Origin of the sequence: Sphingomonas sp. BK069 (genome assembly GCF_014193405.1) — a bacterium.
Lineage (GTDB): Bacteria > Pseudomonadota > Alphaproteobacteria > Sphingomonadales > Sphingomonadaceae > Sphingomonas.
Genome location: NZ_JACHZH010000001.1, coordinates 1301858 through 1316710 on the forward strand (window position 1 = coordinate 1301858; position 14853 = coordinate 1316710).

13 protein-coding genes are annotated in these 14853 nt (G+C 70.5%); 9 read left to right on the plus strand and 4 right to left on the minus strand.

The window, feature by feature from the left end; all coding sequences use genetic code 11:
* Positions 1 to 47 precede the first annotated feature (47 nt).
* The gene (locus tag FHY02_RS06395; protein WP_183920982.1) at positions 48 to 1691 is read left to right on the plus strand and encodes an alkaline phosphatase family protein; all 1644 of its coding nucleotides are present in this window, start codon (positions 48 to 50) and stop codon (positions 1689 to 1691) included.
* Between the two features lie 172 nt (positions 1692 to 1863).
* Here FHY02_RS06395 and cutA read toward each other — a convergent pair whose 3' ends face one another.
* Genes cutA through FHY02_RS06410 form a run of 3 tightly spaced genes read right to left on the minus strand, consistent with a single transcriptional unit; the run spans position 1864 to position 4195 of the window.
* Positions 1864 to 2178: a divalent-cation tolerance protein CutA gene (gene cutA / locus FHY02_RS06400; RefSeq protein WP_183920983.1), complete on the minus strand. Its 315-nt coding sequence runs from the start codon at positions 2176 to 2178 to the stop codon at positions 1864 to 1866.
* Entirely contained in the window at positions 2175 to 3263 is a 1089-nt protein-coding gene (locus FHY02_RS06405) for an FAD-binding oxidoreductase (protein ID WP_183920984.1), read from the minus strand. The genes cutA and FHY02_RS06405 overlap by 4 nt, the downstream gene beginning before the upstream one ends.
* Positions 3260 to 4195 (minus strand): alpha/beta hydrolase, encoded by a 936-nt coding sequence (locus FHY02_RS06410; RefSeq protein WP_311731785.1) that lies wholly within the window; start codon positions 4193 to 4195, stop codon positions 3260 to 3262. Before FHY02_RS06410 ends, FHY02_RS06405 begins: the two co-directional genes overlap by 4 nt.
* Before the next feature lie 40 nt (positions 4196 to 4235).
* Between FHY02_RS06410 and FHY02_RS06415 the strand changes: the two genes are divergently transcribed.
* The 8 genes from FHY02_RS06415 (at position 4236) to FHY02_RS06450 (ending at position 11974) form a co-directional block, all read left to right on the plus strand.
* A complete protein-coding gene (locus FHY02_RS06415; RefSeq protein WP_183920985.1) occupies positions 4236 to 4712 on the plus strand; it encodes a prepilin peptidase in 477 nt (158 codons plus the stop codon).
* 49 nt (positions 4713 to 4761) lie between these two features.
* The gene (cpaB, locus tag FHY02_RS06420; RefSeq protein WP_183920986.1) at positions 4762 to 5790 is read left to right on the plus strand and encodes a Flp pilus assembly protein CpaB; all 1029 of its coding nucleotides are present in this window, start codon (positions 4762 to 4764) and stop codon (positions 5788 to 5790) included.
* Between the two features lies 1 nt (position 5791).
* On the plus strand, positions 5792 to 7543 hold the full coding sequence (locus tag FHY02_RS06425; RefSeq protein ID WP_183920987.1) for a type II and III secretion system protein family protein: 1752 nt from the start codon (positions 5792 to 5794) through the stop codon (positions 7541 to 7543).
* Positions 7544 to 7554: 11 nt separating this feature from the next.
* Entirely contained in the window at positions 7555 to 8187 is a 633-nt protein-coding gene (locus FHY02_RS06430) for a CpaD family pilus assembly lipoprotein (protein ID WP_183920988.1), read from the plus strand.
* 1 nt (position 8188) lies between these two features.
* Positions 8189 to 9466 carry a pilus assembly protein CpaE gene (locus FHY02_RS06435; RefSeq protein WP_183920989.1) on the plus strand — a complete coding sequence of 426 codons (1278 nt, stop codon included), beginning with the start codon at positions 8189 to 8191 and terminating at the stop codon, positions 9464 to 9466.
* 28 nt (positions 9467 to 9494) lie between these two features.
* A complete protein-coding gene (locus tag FHY02_RS06440; RefSeq protein WP_183920990.1) occupies positions 9495 to 10469 on the plus strand; it encodes a type II secretion system F family protein in 975 nt (324 codons plus the stop codon).
* Between the two features lies 1 nt (position 10470).
* The gene (locus FHY02_RS06445) at positions 10471 to 11466 is read left to right on the plus strand and encodes a type II secretion system F family protein (protein WP_183920991.1); all 996 of its coding nucleotides are present in this window, start codon (positions 10471 to 10473) and stop codon (positions 11464 to 11466) included.
* Between the two features lie 112 nt (positions 11467 to 11578).
* Positions 11579 to 11974, plus strand: coding sequence for a hypothetical protein (locus FHY02_RS06450; protein WP_183920992.1), 396 nt, complete (start codon positions 11579 to 11581; stop codon positions 11972 to 11974).
* 182 nt (positions 11975 to 12156) lie between these two features.
* Here FHY02_RS06450 and ppdK read toward each other — a convergent pair whose 3' ends face one another.
* On the minus strand, positions 12157 to 14823 hold the full coding sequence (gene ppdK, locus FHY02_RS06455) for a pyruvate, phosphate dikinase (RefSeq protein WP_183920993.1): 2667 nt from the start codon (positions 14821 to 14823) through the stop codon (positions 12157 to 12159).
* Positions 14824 to 14853 lie beyond the last annotated feature (30 nt).

Below are 14853 nucleotides of genomic sequence, written 5' to 3' on the forward strand. Positions count from 1 at the left end.
GACGCGGACCATAGCCGCGGTCGCTCCCGCATGCATCAAGGTTGGCCATGAAATCGCTCCTCCTCGCCCTGCTCGCCACCGCCACCGCGGTTCCCGCGACCGCGCAGACTGCCACCCCCGCCGCGCCGGCGTCTGCCGCGGCGCCGCGCACGCCGCCCAAGCTGATCGTGGCGATCTCGGTCGACCAGTTCTCCGCCGACCTGTTCGCGCAATATCGCAACCATTTCACCGACGGCATGGCGCGGCTGCTGACCGGCGTGGTGTTCCCCTCGGGTTATCAGAGCCATGCCGCGACCGAGACCTGCCCGGGTCACTCGACCATCCTGACCGGCATGCGGCCCGCTCATACCGGGATCATCGCCAACAACTGGCTCGACCAGAAGGTCGGCCGCGCCGACAAGACGGTCTATTGCGCCGAGGATGAGCGCGCCGGCGGCGACCACGAGCATTACACTCCCTCCGATCTCCACCTGAAGGTGCCGACGCTCGGCGACATGATGAAGCGCGCCAACCCGCAGTCGCGCGTCGTCGCGGTGGCGGGCAAGGACCGCGCCGCGATCATGATGGGAGGCCACAGCACCGACCAGATCTGGTTCTGGGGCGGGCAAAAGTTCATCTCCCTGGCGGGTCGGCAGGAACCAGCGGTGGTGGCCCGCGCCAACGCCGCCGTCGTGGCGCTGCTCGCCAAGCCGCAGGAGGCGCTGCCGCTGCCCGGTTACTGCAAGACGCTGTCGCGACCGATCGCGGTCGGCGGCCAGACGCTCGGCACCGGGCGGTTCGAGCGCGCCGCGGGCGACGCCAAGGCGTTCCGCGCCTCGCCCGCGCTCGACGGCGCGGTGTTCGCGCTCGCGGCGGCGATGATCGAGGACATGAAGCTCGGCCGCGGCCCCGCCACCGACCTGATCGCGGTCGGTGCCTCGGCGACCGACTATGTCGGCCACTCGCTCGGTACGCAGGGGTCGGAAATGTGCATCCAGATGGCGCAGCTCGACGAATCGATCGGCGGCTTCCTCGCCGAGCTCGATCGCACCGGCATCGACTATGAGGTGGTGCTCACCGCCGATCACGGCGCCCACGACATGACCGAGCGCCAGCAGCAGCGCGCGATGCCGATGGAGCAGCATGTCGCGCCCGACACCTCGGCGACAACGATCGGCGCCGCGATCGGGCGCGACCTCGGCATCGCCGGCCCGGTGCTGCTCGGGCCGGAAGGAGACGTCTATCTCGCCGATTCGGTGCCCGCGACGAAGCGCGCCCAGGTGCTGGCGGAAGCGAAGAAGCGCTTCCTCGCGCAGCCGCAGGTCGCCGCCGCCTTCACCCGCGACGAGCTCGCCGCCACCCGGATGACCACCACCCCGCCCGAGACCTGGACGCTGATCGAGCGCGCGCGCGCCTCGTTCGATCCGGAGCGCTCGGGTGACCTGACCGTGCTGCTGCGCCCGCGCGTCACCACGATCAAGGCGCCGGGACCGGGCTATGTCGAGACCCATGGCAGCCCATGGGACTATGACCGCCGCGTGCCGATCCTGTTCTGGCGCAAGGGGATGGCCGGATTCGAGCAGCCTTTGTCGGTGGAGACGGTCGACATCGCGCCGACGCTGGCGGCGACGATCGGGCTGAAGGTGAGCGGCCTCGACGGCCGCTGCCTCGATCTCGACGCGGGGGCGGGCGACACCTGCCCGGCTGGGTGAGGTTGGAGCCGGCGGCCGCCCTGCTCCTCCTGCCGGCGTCATCCTGAACTCGTTTCAGGATCCACGGATTCGCGAATACTGCACGCTTCGGCTTTGCAGCCCGGTGGATCCTGAAACGAGTTCAGGATGACGCTAAGCAATAGAGGGAAGGAGCGTCTTCGAAACGGACAGGCTATCCCACCTCCTCCTCCAGCCAGGCCAGGTAATCCAGCCCCGCCGCGACGATCGGCTGCGCCAGGATCTCGGGCACGGCGTAGCTGTGCAGCTCGCGGATGCATGCCGCGACCGCGTCGAAGCGGCGCGACAGCGTCTTGGCGGTGAGCAGCACCTCGTCGTCGCGCTGGGTCTCGCCCTCCCAGCGATAAACGCTCTCCACCCCGCAGAGCTGGACGCAGGCGGCGAGGCGGCGGTCGACCAGCACGTTGGCGATGGTCCGCGCCTGATCGCGCCCGGCGCAGGCGCAGCTGATCGTGATCGCCCCGCTCATCGCGCGAACCGCTCCGGCGCGTAGCGCGCCGCGTCGATCGCCGACGGCGGCGTGTCACCGAGCAGCAGCGCTGCGCCGACCGCCGCCGCCGCGGGCGCGGTCTGGATGCCGAAGCCGCCCTGCCCCGCGAACCAGAAGAAGCCGGGCTCGGCGAAGCCATAAACCGGCAGCCGGTCCGGCGCGAAGGAGCGAAGCCCCGCCCAGCTACGCTCGACGCGGCGCACGCGCCAATCGACCGCCGCCTCGAAGCGGTCGATCGCCACCGCCACGTCGAGTTCCTCCGCGGCGACGTCGTGCGGCACCACCGGATGCTCATCGTGCGGGCTAAGCCACAGCCGCCCGCCGGCTTCCGGCTTGAAGTAGAAGCCGCCGCCGGCGTGGATCACGAACGGCGTCGCCGCGGGCACCGGCGGGTCGGTGGCGAGCTGCGCGACGGTGCGACGATACGGGCGGATGTCGAGCGGGCGCGCGCCGGCGAGACGCGCGACCGGATCCGCCCAGGCGCCGGCAGCATTGACCAAGACAGCCGCCCGCATTTCGCGCCCGTCGGCCAGTGTCAGCCGCCAGCCGGCGCCGACCCGCTCCCCCGTAGCGAGCCGCGCCGCAGTCAGCAGCTTCGCCCCCGCACGACGTGCCGCACCGAGGTAATCGCCGTGAAGCCGCGCCGCGTCGATATAGGCGCAGCTCGGCTCGCGCACGCCGAGCGACCAGTCCTCGCGCAGTCCCGGCACGAGCGGGCGCGGGTCGACCGCGGTCAACTCCACGCTGCTGCCCGCGAACTCGGCGAGCAGCGCGTCGATCGCAGCCGCATCCTCGGCACGCCCGACATGGACCGCACCGAGCGGGTCGAGGTAGCCGCCCGCGCGCAGCGCCTCCTCCGACGCGGTGGTGAGCGGCTGGATCGCGGGGCCACCGTAGGTCTCCGACCAGAAAGCGGCGGAGCGCCCCGTGGCGTGATAGCCCGGCTGGTCCTCGCCCTCGAGCAGCAGGACACGCGCCCGGTCGCCGATCGCCGCGGCGAGGCTCGCGCCCGCGATGCCTGCGCCGACGATCGCGATGTCGGCGGTGAGAGCGTCCGCGCTCACGCCGCATGCTCGGCGAGGAAGGAGTCGATCGCGGCGAGCGCCCGGTCGCGCACGGCGTCGCGCTCGCGCAGCAGCTCGTGTGCCGCGCCGTCGCCGAAGCGTACCAGCGTGGCGCGCTTCAGCCGTGCCGCCACGCGACGCGACGCGCGTGCATCAACCAGCCGGTCGCCGTCCGCCACCAGCAGCAACACGGGCACGTCGAGCTTCGCCAGCGCGGGATCGCGCCGCAGGCAGGCGGTCGCGGCGAAGGCCTCGTCGAGCCACGCCCAGCTCGGCGGGCCGAGCCGCAGCGTCGGGTCGTGCTCATACCACCAGGCCTCGTCGGCGTAGCGCGCCGCGTCGCCGGTCAGCAGCCGCTGGCGCTGCGCAAAACCGGGACGCTCGCTCTTCCACGCCGCGCGCGCGGGATCGCCGTGCCGCCGCATCAGGTGCGCGACCCGCCCGCCGAGCCAGGCGCCCACCGGCGAGGCGAGCCCGAGCATCGGTGCCACCAGCACCGCCGCACGCGGACAGATCGCGCCGTCGAGCAGCGCGCGCAGCGCGAGATAGCCGCCCATCGAGTGGCCGACGATCACGCGCGGGCCGGGCAGCGCCGCGACCCAGTCGCGCCACTGTTCGGCAAGGTCCGTCAGCCAGGGCGCGAAATCGTCGCAATGGCCGACCTGCGCGTCGGCGCACAGCCGCCCGGAACCGCCCTGCCCGCGCCAGTCGAACGCCGCGACGCTCCACCCCTGCGCGTGCCAGTGCGCGAACGACTCGAGATATTTCTCGAACATGTCGGCGCGCCCGGCCTGGAACAGGATCGTGCCCCGACCATCCCCCGGCCACTCGAAGCGGCGGAGCGACCAGCCGTCCGCGGCGCGCGCGATGGCGACTCGCGCCTCGGCGGGGATCAGGCGGCGGTTCATCGGCTGCAGCATCATCCCGATCATGGTTACGGTTTCTCAAACCCTGTCGTCTAGCACCGCCGATATGGGTCAATCTCTCCTCGCCTGGCTGCTCCCCGCGATCATGGGGGCGCTGCTGCTCTCCGCCGGCGTGGAGGACGCGCGCGTGCGCGAGATCGCCAATTGGAAGAACCTGGCGATCGCACTGCTCGCGCCGGTGTGGTGGTGCGTGATCGGACTCTCTCCCTGGCCCGAGATGGCGCTGCAACTCGGTGTCGCGCTCGTGGTGTTCGCGCTGTTCATCGGCGCCTTCGCGATCGGGCAGATGGGCGGCGGCGACGTCAAGCTGATCGGCGCGCTGGCGTTGTGGCTGCCACCGATGCGGCTGCTCGACACGCTGCTGGCCATGTCGGTGCTGGGGGGCGTGCTCACGCTCGTCTTCGTGATCGAGCGCCGCTGGAAGCCGAGCGAGGCCGCGGTCGAGGTGCCGTACGGCGTCGCGATCGCGGTGGCCGGGCTGATCACTTTAGCCGAACCGCTTCTTAACCAATTTCGCCCATAATTTACGTCAAGTTGGCGCCGGCTGGCGCACTCAGAGGATGTTCTCCCCGATGGACAGTCGCAAGCTCATCATGCTGGTCGGCGCGCTGGTGGTCGCGGTGGTGACCGCGGTCGTCGCGCGGACCATGATCGCCGGCGCCGCGGCGCCCGAGGCGGCCGCGGTCGCCGCGCCGGCCGCGCCCGCAGTCGACGGCCCCGAGGTGCTCGTCGCCACCCGCGCCCTGCCCGTAGGCACCATCCTCGATGCCACCGCGCTGAAGTTCCAGCCCTGGCCCAAGGAGCTGGTCGAGAACGCCTATTTCCAGAAGGACCAGACCGATCTGGCGAAGCTGCTCGGCACCGTCGTGCGGCTGCCGGTCACCGCCGGTCAGCCGGTGACGCAGGGCCAGCTGGTCAAGCCCGGCGATCGCGGCTTCCTGGCCGCGGCACTCGGCGCGGGCATGCGCGCGGTCACCGTGCCCGTGTCGGCGCAGACCTCGGTTGCGGGCTTCGTCTTCCCGGGCGATCATATCGACCTGATCCTCACCCAGTCGGTCGACGGCGGCGGTGACGGTCCCCCGCTGAAGGCGAGCGAGACGGTGATCCGCAACCTGCGCGTGCTCGCCACCGACCAGCGCACCGGCGACCAGAAGGACGCGAACGGCAACACGGTCGTGCAGACTTTCTCGAACGTCACCGTCGAGGCGACCCCGAAGATCGCCGAGCAGATAGCGGTGGCGCAGACGATCGGCACCCTGTCGCTGTCGCTGCGCTCGATCGCGGACAATGCCTCCGAGCTCGACCAGGCGATCGCCTCGGGCGCGATCAGCCCCGGCGACGCCAAGGATCCCAAGGCCGAGGAGGCAATGCTGAGCCGCCTCGCCAACACGCCGCAGGCGGGCGACAGCACCTATGCGGTCGGCGCCGACGTGTCGCGCTTCCAGCGCCGCACCGTGCCCGCCAAAACGGCCGCGCCGGCTGGGCCGGTCGTCCCCGGCGCCCCGATCGCCGCCGGCGCCGCGCCGTCGCCCGCCACGCCGATGGTGCGGATCGCGCGCGGCAACAATGTCACCGAAGTCTCCGTCGCAGGGAAGAACTGAGATGCGCCTCCACTCCCTCCTCGCGCGCAGTGTCGCGCTGGCCGCGCTGGCCGGCGTGGCGCTGCCCCCGGCGGGCGCCGCCCCCGCGACCCGCCGCACCATATCCGCGAGTGCGGCAGCGACCGGCCGGCCGGCGCGCACCGGCCTGCCCCCCGTCGGCGTCACCAAGCCGACGGTCGAGAAGTGGTTCTCGATCGGCGAGGGCGAGTTGATCACGCTGCCCTCGACCGTGAGCGAGGTGTGGACCTCCAACCCCGAGACGGCCGACGTCTATGTCGCCAATCCGCGACAGATCCACCTGTTCGGCAAGGCGTTCGGCGAGTCGACGGTGTTCGCGACCGATCGCAGCGGCGCCGTGGTGTTCTCGGCGAGCGTCCATGTCGCGCAGAACTCAACCTCGATCGACCGCGTGATGAAGGCGGCGATGCCGGGGGCGGACATCCACATCACCCAGGTCGGCCAGATCGCCGTGCTCAACGGCACCGTCGACTCGCCCGCCGACGCCGAGCAGGCGCAGCGGTTGGTCGCGGGGCTGCTCAACCCGGGCGTCGACACCAGCGCTGACAACGCGGTGCTGAAGATCGGCGTGGTGAACCGGCTGCGTACCGCGACGCCGCTGCAGGTCAATCTGCAGGTCAAGTTCGCCGAGGTGAGCCGCTCGTTCCTGAAGAACTTCGGCAACAACTTCATCACCCGCGACAAGAGCGGCGGCTTCACCTTCGTCGGTCAGTCGGGGCGCAACCCGGGCAGCATCTCCGACCTGGACACGTCCAACCTGCCGACCCTGGACGCCTCGTCGCTCTACGGCCTTCCCGCGGGCTCGATCTCGCTGCCGTTCGACCCGGTCAAGCGCCAGTTCGTCACCGGCGGCACGCAGTTCAGCACCACCAAGGACAATAGCGGCACGCGCACGACCCTGGGGCTCGCCGGACGTCTGCTCGGCATGGACGTGCTGTCCGCGATCGACCTCGGCGAGACGATGGGCCAGGTGACGACGCTCGCCAATCCGAACCTCACCGCGCTCTCGGGCGAGACCGGCACCTTCCTGGCCGGCGGCGAGATCCCGATCCCGGTGAGCCAGGCGCTCGGCACCACCACGATCGAGTACAAGCAGTTCGGCGTCAGTCTCGCCTACACGCCGACGGTGATGTCCGACGGGCGCATCTCGCTGCGCGTCCGCCCCGAGGTGTCGCAGCTCGACTATGCCAATGCCGTGACGGTCGGCAGCGGTCGTGTTCCCGCGCTCACCACGCGCCGCGCCGAGACGACGGTGGAGCTCGGCTCGGGCCAGAGCTTCATGATCGCGGGCCTGATGCAGAACACGCACAACAACACGTACGACAAGACGCCGGGCATCGCCGACCTGCCGGTGATCGGCGCGCTGTTCAAGTCGAACGGCTTTCAGCGCAACGAGACCGAGCTGGTGATCGTGATCACGCCGTATCTGGTGAAGCCGGTCAACGGCAACGACATCAAGCTGCCGACCGACAGCTATCGTGCGCCCAGCGATCTGGAGCGCGTGTTCGTCGGTTCGCTGGAGGGCGGCAACCGCGCCGCCGATCGACCGAAGCCGGTGATGCAGGCGCCGACCCCCGCGGCGGCGCCGACGGTCGGCGCGGTGGCGCCCGCCCCGGTCCTCCCGAGCCCGGCCCCCGCCCCCGCTACGCCGACCGAGGCCCCCGCCGACCGCAAAGCGGTCAAGCCGTCGAACCGCAAGGCCGCGACGCCCGCGCCCGGCTTCTCGATCAACTGAGGTCCCAGACGATGCTTCACCGCCCGCTCCTCCTCGCCGCACTCGCGCTCGCGGTGCCGCTCGCCGGCTGCAACAGCTATCGCGGCGTCGAGTCGATCCACCAGCCGGTGGTGTCGCGCAGCGACTATGCGCTCGACGTGCAGACGACCTCCGACGGCCTCGCCCCGGGTGAGCCGGAGCGGCTGCGCGGCTGGCTCGATGCGCTGCGCTTGGGCTATGGCGACACCGTCGCGCTCGACCAGGACGGCGCCGAGAACGGCGGCGCGCGCGCCGATGTCGCCGCCATCGCCGGTCGCTACGGCCTGCGCCTCGCCGAGGCGGCGCCGATCGCCGGCGCCGCGATCGCGCCGGGAACCGCCCGGGTGACGGTGAGCCGCACCACCGCGGCGGTGACGAGCTGCACCCCGCAGAGCAACCGCGGCATCCTCAACTTCGACTCGCATACCAGCGGCAATTACGGCTGCGCCGTCAACGGCAACCTCGCCGCGATGGTGGCCAACCCGAGCGATCTGGTGCGCGGCGTCGCCGACAGCAGCGGCTATGACAACGTGACCGGCGGCAAGGCCATCGCCGCGAGCCGCCGCGCCGTGCTCACGGGCGGCGGTGGCGCCGCGGTGAAATCCGAGTCGACGGGAGGCAAGTGAGATGAACGCACCCTGGAAGCCCGGCGTCGCCGGCAGTCGCGCTCCCTTCCTGGCCTTCGCCTGCGACGACGGCTCGGTCGAGGCACTGCGCCCGATCGCGGCCGAACTGGGTTGGCCAACCGAGAACGTCTACAAGGGCGGGCTGCGCAATGCGGTGCAGACGCTCTCGGTGACGTCGAGCCCACACGTGCTGTTCGTCGACCTCGCCGAGTCGAGCGATCCGCTAGGCGACATCAACGGTCTCGCGGAGGTGTGCGAGCCCGGCACGATCGTGATCGCGGCCGGTCAGGTCAACGACGTCCGGCTGTACCGCGACCTGCTCGCCAGCGGCATCCAGGACTATCTGCTCAAGCCACTGCACCCCGACGCGGTGCGTGACGCGCTCGGCCAGGCGCAGGCGATGCTCAACGCGCCCAAGCCAGTCGAGGTATCGCTCGATCGACCGCACTGCTCGGTGGCGGTGATCGGCAGTCGCGGCGGCGCGGGTGCCTCCACCATCGCCACCTCGCTGGCGTGGCTGATGAGCGAGCGCGGCAAGCGCGCGACCGCCCTGCTCGATCTCGACGTGCATTTCGGCACCGGCGCGCTCGCACTCGATCTGGAGCCCGGCCGCGGCCTCACCGACGCGATCGACAACCCCAGCCGCATCGACGGCCTGTTCATCGAGCGCGCGATGGTCCGCGCGTCGGACAAGCTGTCGGTGCTCTCGGCCGAGGCGCCGATCAGCGCGCCGGTGATCACCGACGGCGCCGCATTCTACCAGCTGCAGGAGGAGATGCGCGCCGCCTTCGAGGCGACCGTGATCGACCTGCCGCGATCGATGCTGGTGCAGCACCCGCACCTGCTCGCCGACGTCAACGCCGCGGTGCTGGTCACCGAGCTGACCCTCGCCTCGGCACGCGACTCGATCCGGCTGCTGTCGTACCTGCGCAGCAACGCGCCGCAAGTGCAGGTGACGGTGCTCGCCAATCGCGTCCACGCCGGCGCGCAGCCCGAGATCTCTCGCAAGGATTTCGAAGGCTCGATCGAGCGCAAGATCGACCTCATCGTTCCTTTCGACCAGAAGCTGGCAGCGCAGGCGGCCAAGCTGGGCAAGCCGCTCGCCGAGGCGGGTAAGTCGAGCAAGACGGTCGCGCCGCTCGCCGAGCTGGCCGACCAGCTGCTGCGCAGCGCCGACGACGGCGAGATGCCGTCGGGGGCGCCGCGCGGCGGCTCGCTGCTGTCCAAGTTCGCCGACCTCAAGGGGCTGATCCCCAAGAAGGCGGCGAAGGCGAAGTGACCGCCTGCCCGATCGCACCGGAGCCGCCATGCCGATCCTGCCGCTGATCCTGCTGTTCGCGGGCGCCGCGCTGACGCTGCTGCTGCTCGTCGCCGCGCTCGCCGGGCCGTCGACGAACAAGGCGACGACGCGCCGGCTCGCCGCGCTGCGCGAGCGCCACACCGCCTCGCCGACCAATGCCATCGAGGCGCAGATGCGCCGGATCACCGGCAAGAGCGCGACCCGCGCCGATCTCGCCGCGATGCGGCTGCTGCCCAACGTGGCGCAGCTGCAGAAGCGGCTGTCGATGACGGGGAAGAGCTGGACGGTCGGCCAATATGGCGGGGCCACGGTCGGCGTCGCCGTGGTGGTGGCGCTGCTGCTGCTCCTCAAGGGCATGCCGCTGCTGCTGGCATTGTTCCTCGGTGTCGCGCTGGGCGGTCTGGTGCCGCATCTCGCCGTCGGCATGCTGATCAAGCGCCGCATCGCCGCCTTCACCGCCAAATTCCCCGATGCGATCGAGCTGCTGGTGCGCGGTCTGCGCTCAGGCCTGCCGATCTCGGAGACGATGCAGGTGGTCGGCGCCGAGATACCGGGGCCGGTCGGCGACGAATTCCGCTCGGTCTCCGACAAGATGAAGATCGGCCGCTCGATGGACGTTGCCTTGCAGGAGACCGCGGACAGGCTCGGGACGCCCGAGTTCCAGTTCTTCGTCATCACCATCGCGATCCAGCGCGAGACCGGCGGCAACCTCGCCGAGACGCTGCAGAACCTCGCCACGGTGCTCCGCCAGCGCGGGCAGATGAAGCTGAAGATCAAGGCGATGTCGTCCGAGTCCAAGGCCTCGGCCTATATCGTTGGCTCGCTGCCCTTCCTCGTCTTCGGCGTGATCTACATGATCAATGCGCCCTACATGCTGAACTTCTTCGTCGATCCCCGGCTGATGGTGGCGGGCGGTGGCGGGCTGATCTGGATGGGGATCGGCGCCTTCATCATGGCCAAGATGGTGAGCTTCGAGATCTGATATGGAACCTGCGCACCCCACCTTCTTCGGCATCGACGTGGTCTGGGCCGCGACCTTGCTCTCCGGCATCGCCGCCGCGGCGGTATTCGTCGCGATCTACGCCGCGCTCGGCGTCCGCGATCCGATGAGCAAGCGCGTGCGCGCGCTCAACGACCGGCGCGAGCAGCTCAAGGCGGGCATCACGGCCTCGACGAGCAAGCGCCGCGCCAAGCTCGTCCAGAAGAACGAGGCCGCCGACCGGATGCGCAACTTCCTGTCGTCGCTGCGCGTGTTGCAGGACGAGCAGCTCAAGATCGCGCAGCACAAGCTGATGCAGGCGGGCATCCGCAAGAAAGAATGGGCGGTCGCGGTCATCTTCGGCCGGCTGGTGCTGCCGATCGTCCTTGGCGGGCTGATGATCGTCTACGTCTACCTGCTCGACGCCTTTCCCGACTGGAGCCCGCTCAAGCGCTACGGCCTGGTCGCCTCGACTTTGGTGCTCGCCTACAAGGCGCCAGACCTGTTCCTGAAGAACAAGATCAACAAGCGCAGCGACGCGATCCGCAAGGGCCTACCCGACGCGCTCGACCTGCTGGTGATCTGCGCCGAGGCGGGCCTCACGGTCGACGCCGCCTTCCACCGCGTCTCGCGCGAGCTCGGCAAGGCCTATCCCGAGCTCGGCGAGGAATTCGCGCTCACCGCGATCGAACTGGGCTTCCTCACCGATCGCCGCCACGCCTTCGAGAACCTCGCCATGCGGGTCGATCTCGACGCGGTGCGCGGCGTGGTCACGACGATGATCCAGACCGAGAAATACGGCACGCCGCTGGCCAGCGCGCTGCGCGTGCTGTCGGCCGAGTTCCGCAACGAGCGCATGATGCGCGCCGAGGAGAAAGCCGCGCGGTTGCCCGCGATCATGACGGTGCCGCTGATCCTGTTCATTCTGCCGGTGCTGTTCGTCGTCATCCTCGGTCCGGCGGCCTGCTCGCTCAACGACTCCTTCATCAACGCCAAGTGACCAGACGCGGTGTTCCGGTGCCATCGAGTGCGCCGGAACACCGTGTCGGCGCCGGTCGTTGCTATGACGTTATGGAGGCACCGCGGGTGTCTCCGACGGCAGGGAGGATGCCATGCTGTTCACGACGTCGACGCAATATATCGCGCTCGCGGTGGCACTGATCGCGGGCTGGCTGTTCGGGCTGGCGAGCCACCCGGGCGGGCGCAAGTGGAAGACGCGCTACACCGCCGAGCGTGACGCGCACGCGGCCACCACCAGGCGCGTGGCCGAGCTGGAGCGCGATCACGGCCGCCTCGCGGAGCTGGAGCGCGACAACGCGCGGATCGGCGAGCTCGAGCGGGAGAACGCGCGCATCGCCGAACTCGAGCGCGAGAACGAGCGGCTGCGCGCGGCGCCGCCCGTCGTGGAGGAGCGCGTTGTGCGCGACGAGCGCGACTTTCGCGACGAGGGCGTGGTGCCGCGCTCGTCCGCGGCGCCGGCGCATCCGACCGATCGCCGGATCATCTAAGCGACAGGAAGCTCTACCGTCACCCCGGCCTTGAGCCAGGATCCATGCTTCCGCGGAAGCGACGACGTACGGCTCATGCAGCACGATGGATCCCGGCTTAAGCCGGGATCACGTGAGGGGTTGTCAGGCGCATTGGGACGGCCTCCTCTCCGCCGTAGCCTCTCGCCTGGTCGCAGGGGGCGCTACCGCGCCGCGAGCGCCGCCTGCGCGGCCGCTAACCGCGCGATCGGTACGCGATAGGGCGACGCCGAGACGTAATCCAACCCGACCTGCTCGCAGAAGGCGATCGAGGCCGGGTCGCCGCCATGTTCGCCGCAGATGCCGAGCTTGATCCCCGGTCGCGTCGCGCGCCCGCGCTCCGCCGCCAGCGCCACCAGCTCGCCGACGCCCTCGACGTCGAGGCTGACGAACGGGTCGCGCGCGTAGATGCCCTGCTCCACGTACGCGCCGAGGAAGCGCGCCGCGTCGTCGCGGCTCACGCCCAGCGTCGTCTGGGTCAGGTCGTTGGTGCCGAACGAGAAGAACTCGCCGCTCTCGGCAATCTCGCCGGCCTTTAGCGCGGCGCGCGGCAGCTCGATCATCGTGCCGACGAGATACTCCACCCGCCGCCCGCGCTCCGCGAACACCGCCTCGGCGGCGCGGTCGACCACCGCCTTCATGAGGTCGAGCTCGCGCTTGGTCGCGACCAGCGGGATCATCACTTCGGGGATCGGCGCCTCCCCGCTCGTAGCGGCGACGTCGAGCGCGGCCTCGAAGATCGCGCGCGCCTGGGTCTCGTAGATCTCGGGATAGGTCACCCCGAGCCGGCAGCCGCGATGCCCCAGCATCGGGTTGAACTCGTGCAGCTCGGCGGCGCGGCGCTGGAGCACGTCCACCGCCACCCCGGCCGCCTCGGCGACCTCCGCGAACTCCTTCTCCTCATGCGGCAGGAACTCGTGGAGCGGCGGGTCGAGCAACCGCACCGTCACCGGCAGCCCCGCCATAACCTCAAAGATCGCGGTGAAGTCGGCGCGCTGCGCGGGCAGCAGTTTGTCCAGCGCGGCGCGGCGGCCGCGCTCGTCGCTCGCCAGGATCATCTGGCGCACCGCGGTGATGCGGTCGCTCTCGAAGAACATATGCTCGGTGCGGCACAGGCCCACGCCCTCGGCGCCGAAGTCGCGCGCGGTGCGGCAGTCCGCCGGCGTCTCGGCGTTGGCGCGCACCTTGAGGCGGCGCACCGCGTCCGCCCATTCCATCAGCGTGCCGAAGTCGCCCGCCAGCTCGGGCTGGATCGTCGCCACCGCGCCCGCCATCACCTCGCCGGTGGCGCCGTCGATCGTCAGCACGTCACCCTCGCGCAGCTCGCGCCCGCCGACGCGCGCCACCTTGGCACGGGCGTCGATCGAGAGCGCGCCCGCGCCCGAGACGCACGGCCGCCCCATGCCGCGCGCCACCACCGCGGCGTGGCTGGTCATGCCGCCCCGCGCGGTGAGGATGCCTTTGGCGGCGTGCATGCCGTGGATGTCCTCGGGGCTGGTCTCGGTACGCAGCAGGATCACCGCGCGCCCGTCGGCGGCCCAGCGCTCGGCGGTGTCGGCGTCGAACACCGCCGCCCCCGAGGCGGCGCCGGGCGAGGCGGGCAGTCCCTTGGTCAGGACGTCGCGCACCGCGGCGGGATCGAGCGTCGGGTGGAGCAACTGGTCGAGCGCGCTCGGGTCGACTCGCGCGATCGCCTCGTCGCGCGTGATCAGCCCCTCCTCCGCCATATCGACCGCGATCTTGAGCGCGGCCTTGGCGGTGCGCTTGCCCGAGCGCGTCTGGAGCATCCACAGCACGCCCTGCTGCACCGTGAACTCGATGTCCTGCATGTCGCGGTAATGCGTTTCGAGCGTGTCGAACACGCGCGCCAGCTCGGCATAGACCGCGGGCAGCGCCTCCTCCATCGACAGCGGCTTGGCGCCGGCCCGCTCGCGCGCCGCGCGGGTGAGATATTGCGGCGTGCGGATACCCGCGACGACGTCCTCGCCCTGCGCGTTGATGAGGAACTCGCCGTAGTAGGCGCGCTCGCCGGTCGAGGGGTCGCGCGTGAACGCGACGCCGGTGGCGCTGGTGTCGCCCATGTTGCCGAACACCATCGCCTGGACGTTCACCGCGGTGCCCCAATCGCCCGGGATGTGGTTGAGCCGGCGGTACACCTTGGCGCGGTCCGACTGCCACGAGCCGAACACCGCGCCCATCGCGCCCCACAATTGATCGTGGACGTCCTGCGGGAAGGGCTTGCCCCAGAGCTGCTGGACCAGCTGCTTATACTCGGCGACCAGCCCGCGCAGGCCGTCCGCCGACAGCTCGGTGTCGAGCGTGTAGCCGCGGTCCTCCTTGGCGATCTCCAGCGCTTCCTCGAATGCGCCGTGATCGAGCTCGAGCACCACGTCGGCGTACATCTGGATGAAGCGTCGGTAGCTGTCCCAGGCGAAGCGCGCGTCGCCGCTCGCCGCCGTCAGCCCCTCGACCGTCGCGTCGTTGAGCCCGAGGTTGAGGACGGTGTCCATCATCCCCGGCATCGACACGCGCGCGCCCGAGCGCACCGAGACGAGCAACGGGTCGGCCGCGTCGCCGAAGATTTTGCCCGTGACGCCCTCAATATGCGCGATCCCGGCGGCGACCTCGGCGCGCAGTGAGTCGGGGAAGCGTTCGCCCTCCTCATAATAGCGCGCGCACATCGCGGTGGAGATGGTGAAGCCCGGCGGCACCGGCAGGCCGATCGAGGCCATCTCGGCAAGGTTCGCGCCCTTGCCGCCAAGCAGGTTCCGGTCGCCCGCCTTGCCCTCCGATACCCCGCCGCCGAAGCGATAGACGTACTGCTCGGTCATGCTTCCAAGTCCTTGTTTCGACGAGGGCGG

Coding starts and splice junctions, on each gene's coding strand:
- cpaB (WP_183920986.1), top strand. CDS start 4,762: ATGGACAGTCGCAAGCTCATCATGCTGGTCGGCGCGCTGGTGGTCGCG.
- ppdK (WP_183920993.1), bottom strand. CDS start 14,823: ATGACCGAGCAGTACGTCTATCGCTTCGGCGGCGGGGTATCGGAGGGC.
- FHY02_RS06445 (WP_183920991.1), top strand. CDS start 10,471: ATGGAACCTGCGCACCCCACCTTCTTCGGCATCGACGTGGTCTGGGCC.
- FHY02_RS06425 (WP_183920987.1), top strand. CDS start 5,792: ATGCGCCTCCACTCCCTCCTCGCGCGCAGTGTCGCGCTGGCCGCGCTG.
- FHY02_RS06440 (WP_183920990.1), top strand. CDS start 9,495: ATGCCGATCCTGCCGCTGATCCTGCTGTTCGCGGGCGCCGCGCTGACG.
- FHY02_RS06395 (WP_183920982.1), top strand. CDS start 48: ATGAAATCGCTCCTCCTCGCCCTGCTCGCCACCGCCACCGCGGTTCCC.
- FHY02_RS06430 (WP_183920988.1), top strand. CDS start 7,555: ATGCTTCACCGCCCGCTCCTCCTCGCCGCACTCGCGCTCGCGGTGCCG.
- FHY02_RS06410 (WP_311731785.1), bottom strand. CDS start 4,195: ATGATCGGGATGATGCTGCAGCCGATGAACCGCCGCCTGATCCCCGCC.
- FHY02_RS06415 (WP_183920985.1), top strand. CDS start 4,236: ATGGGTCAATCTCTCCTCGCCTGGCTGCTCCCCGCGATCATGGGGGCG.
- FHY02_RS06450 (WP_183920992.1), top strand. CDS start 11,579: ATGCTGTTCACGACGTCGACGCAATATATCGCGCTCGCGGTGGCACTG.
- FHY02_RS06435 (WP_183920989.1), top strand. CDS start 8,189: ATGAACGCACCCTGGAAGCCCGGCGTCGCCGGCAGTCGCGCTCCCTTC.
- cutA (WP_183920983.1), bottom strand. CDS start 2,178: ATGAGCGGGGCGATCACGATCAGCTGCGCCTGCGCCGGGCGCGATCAG.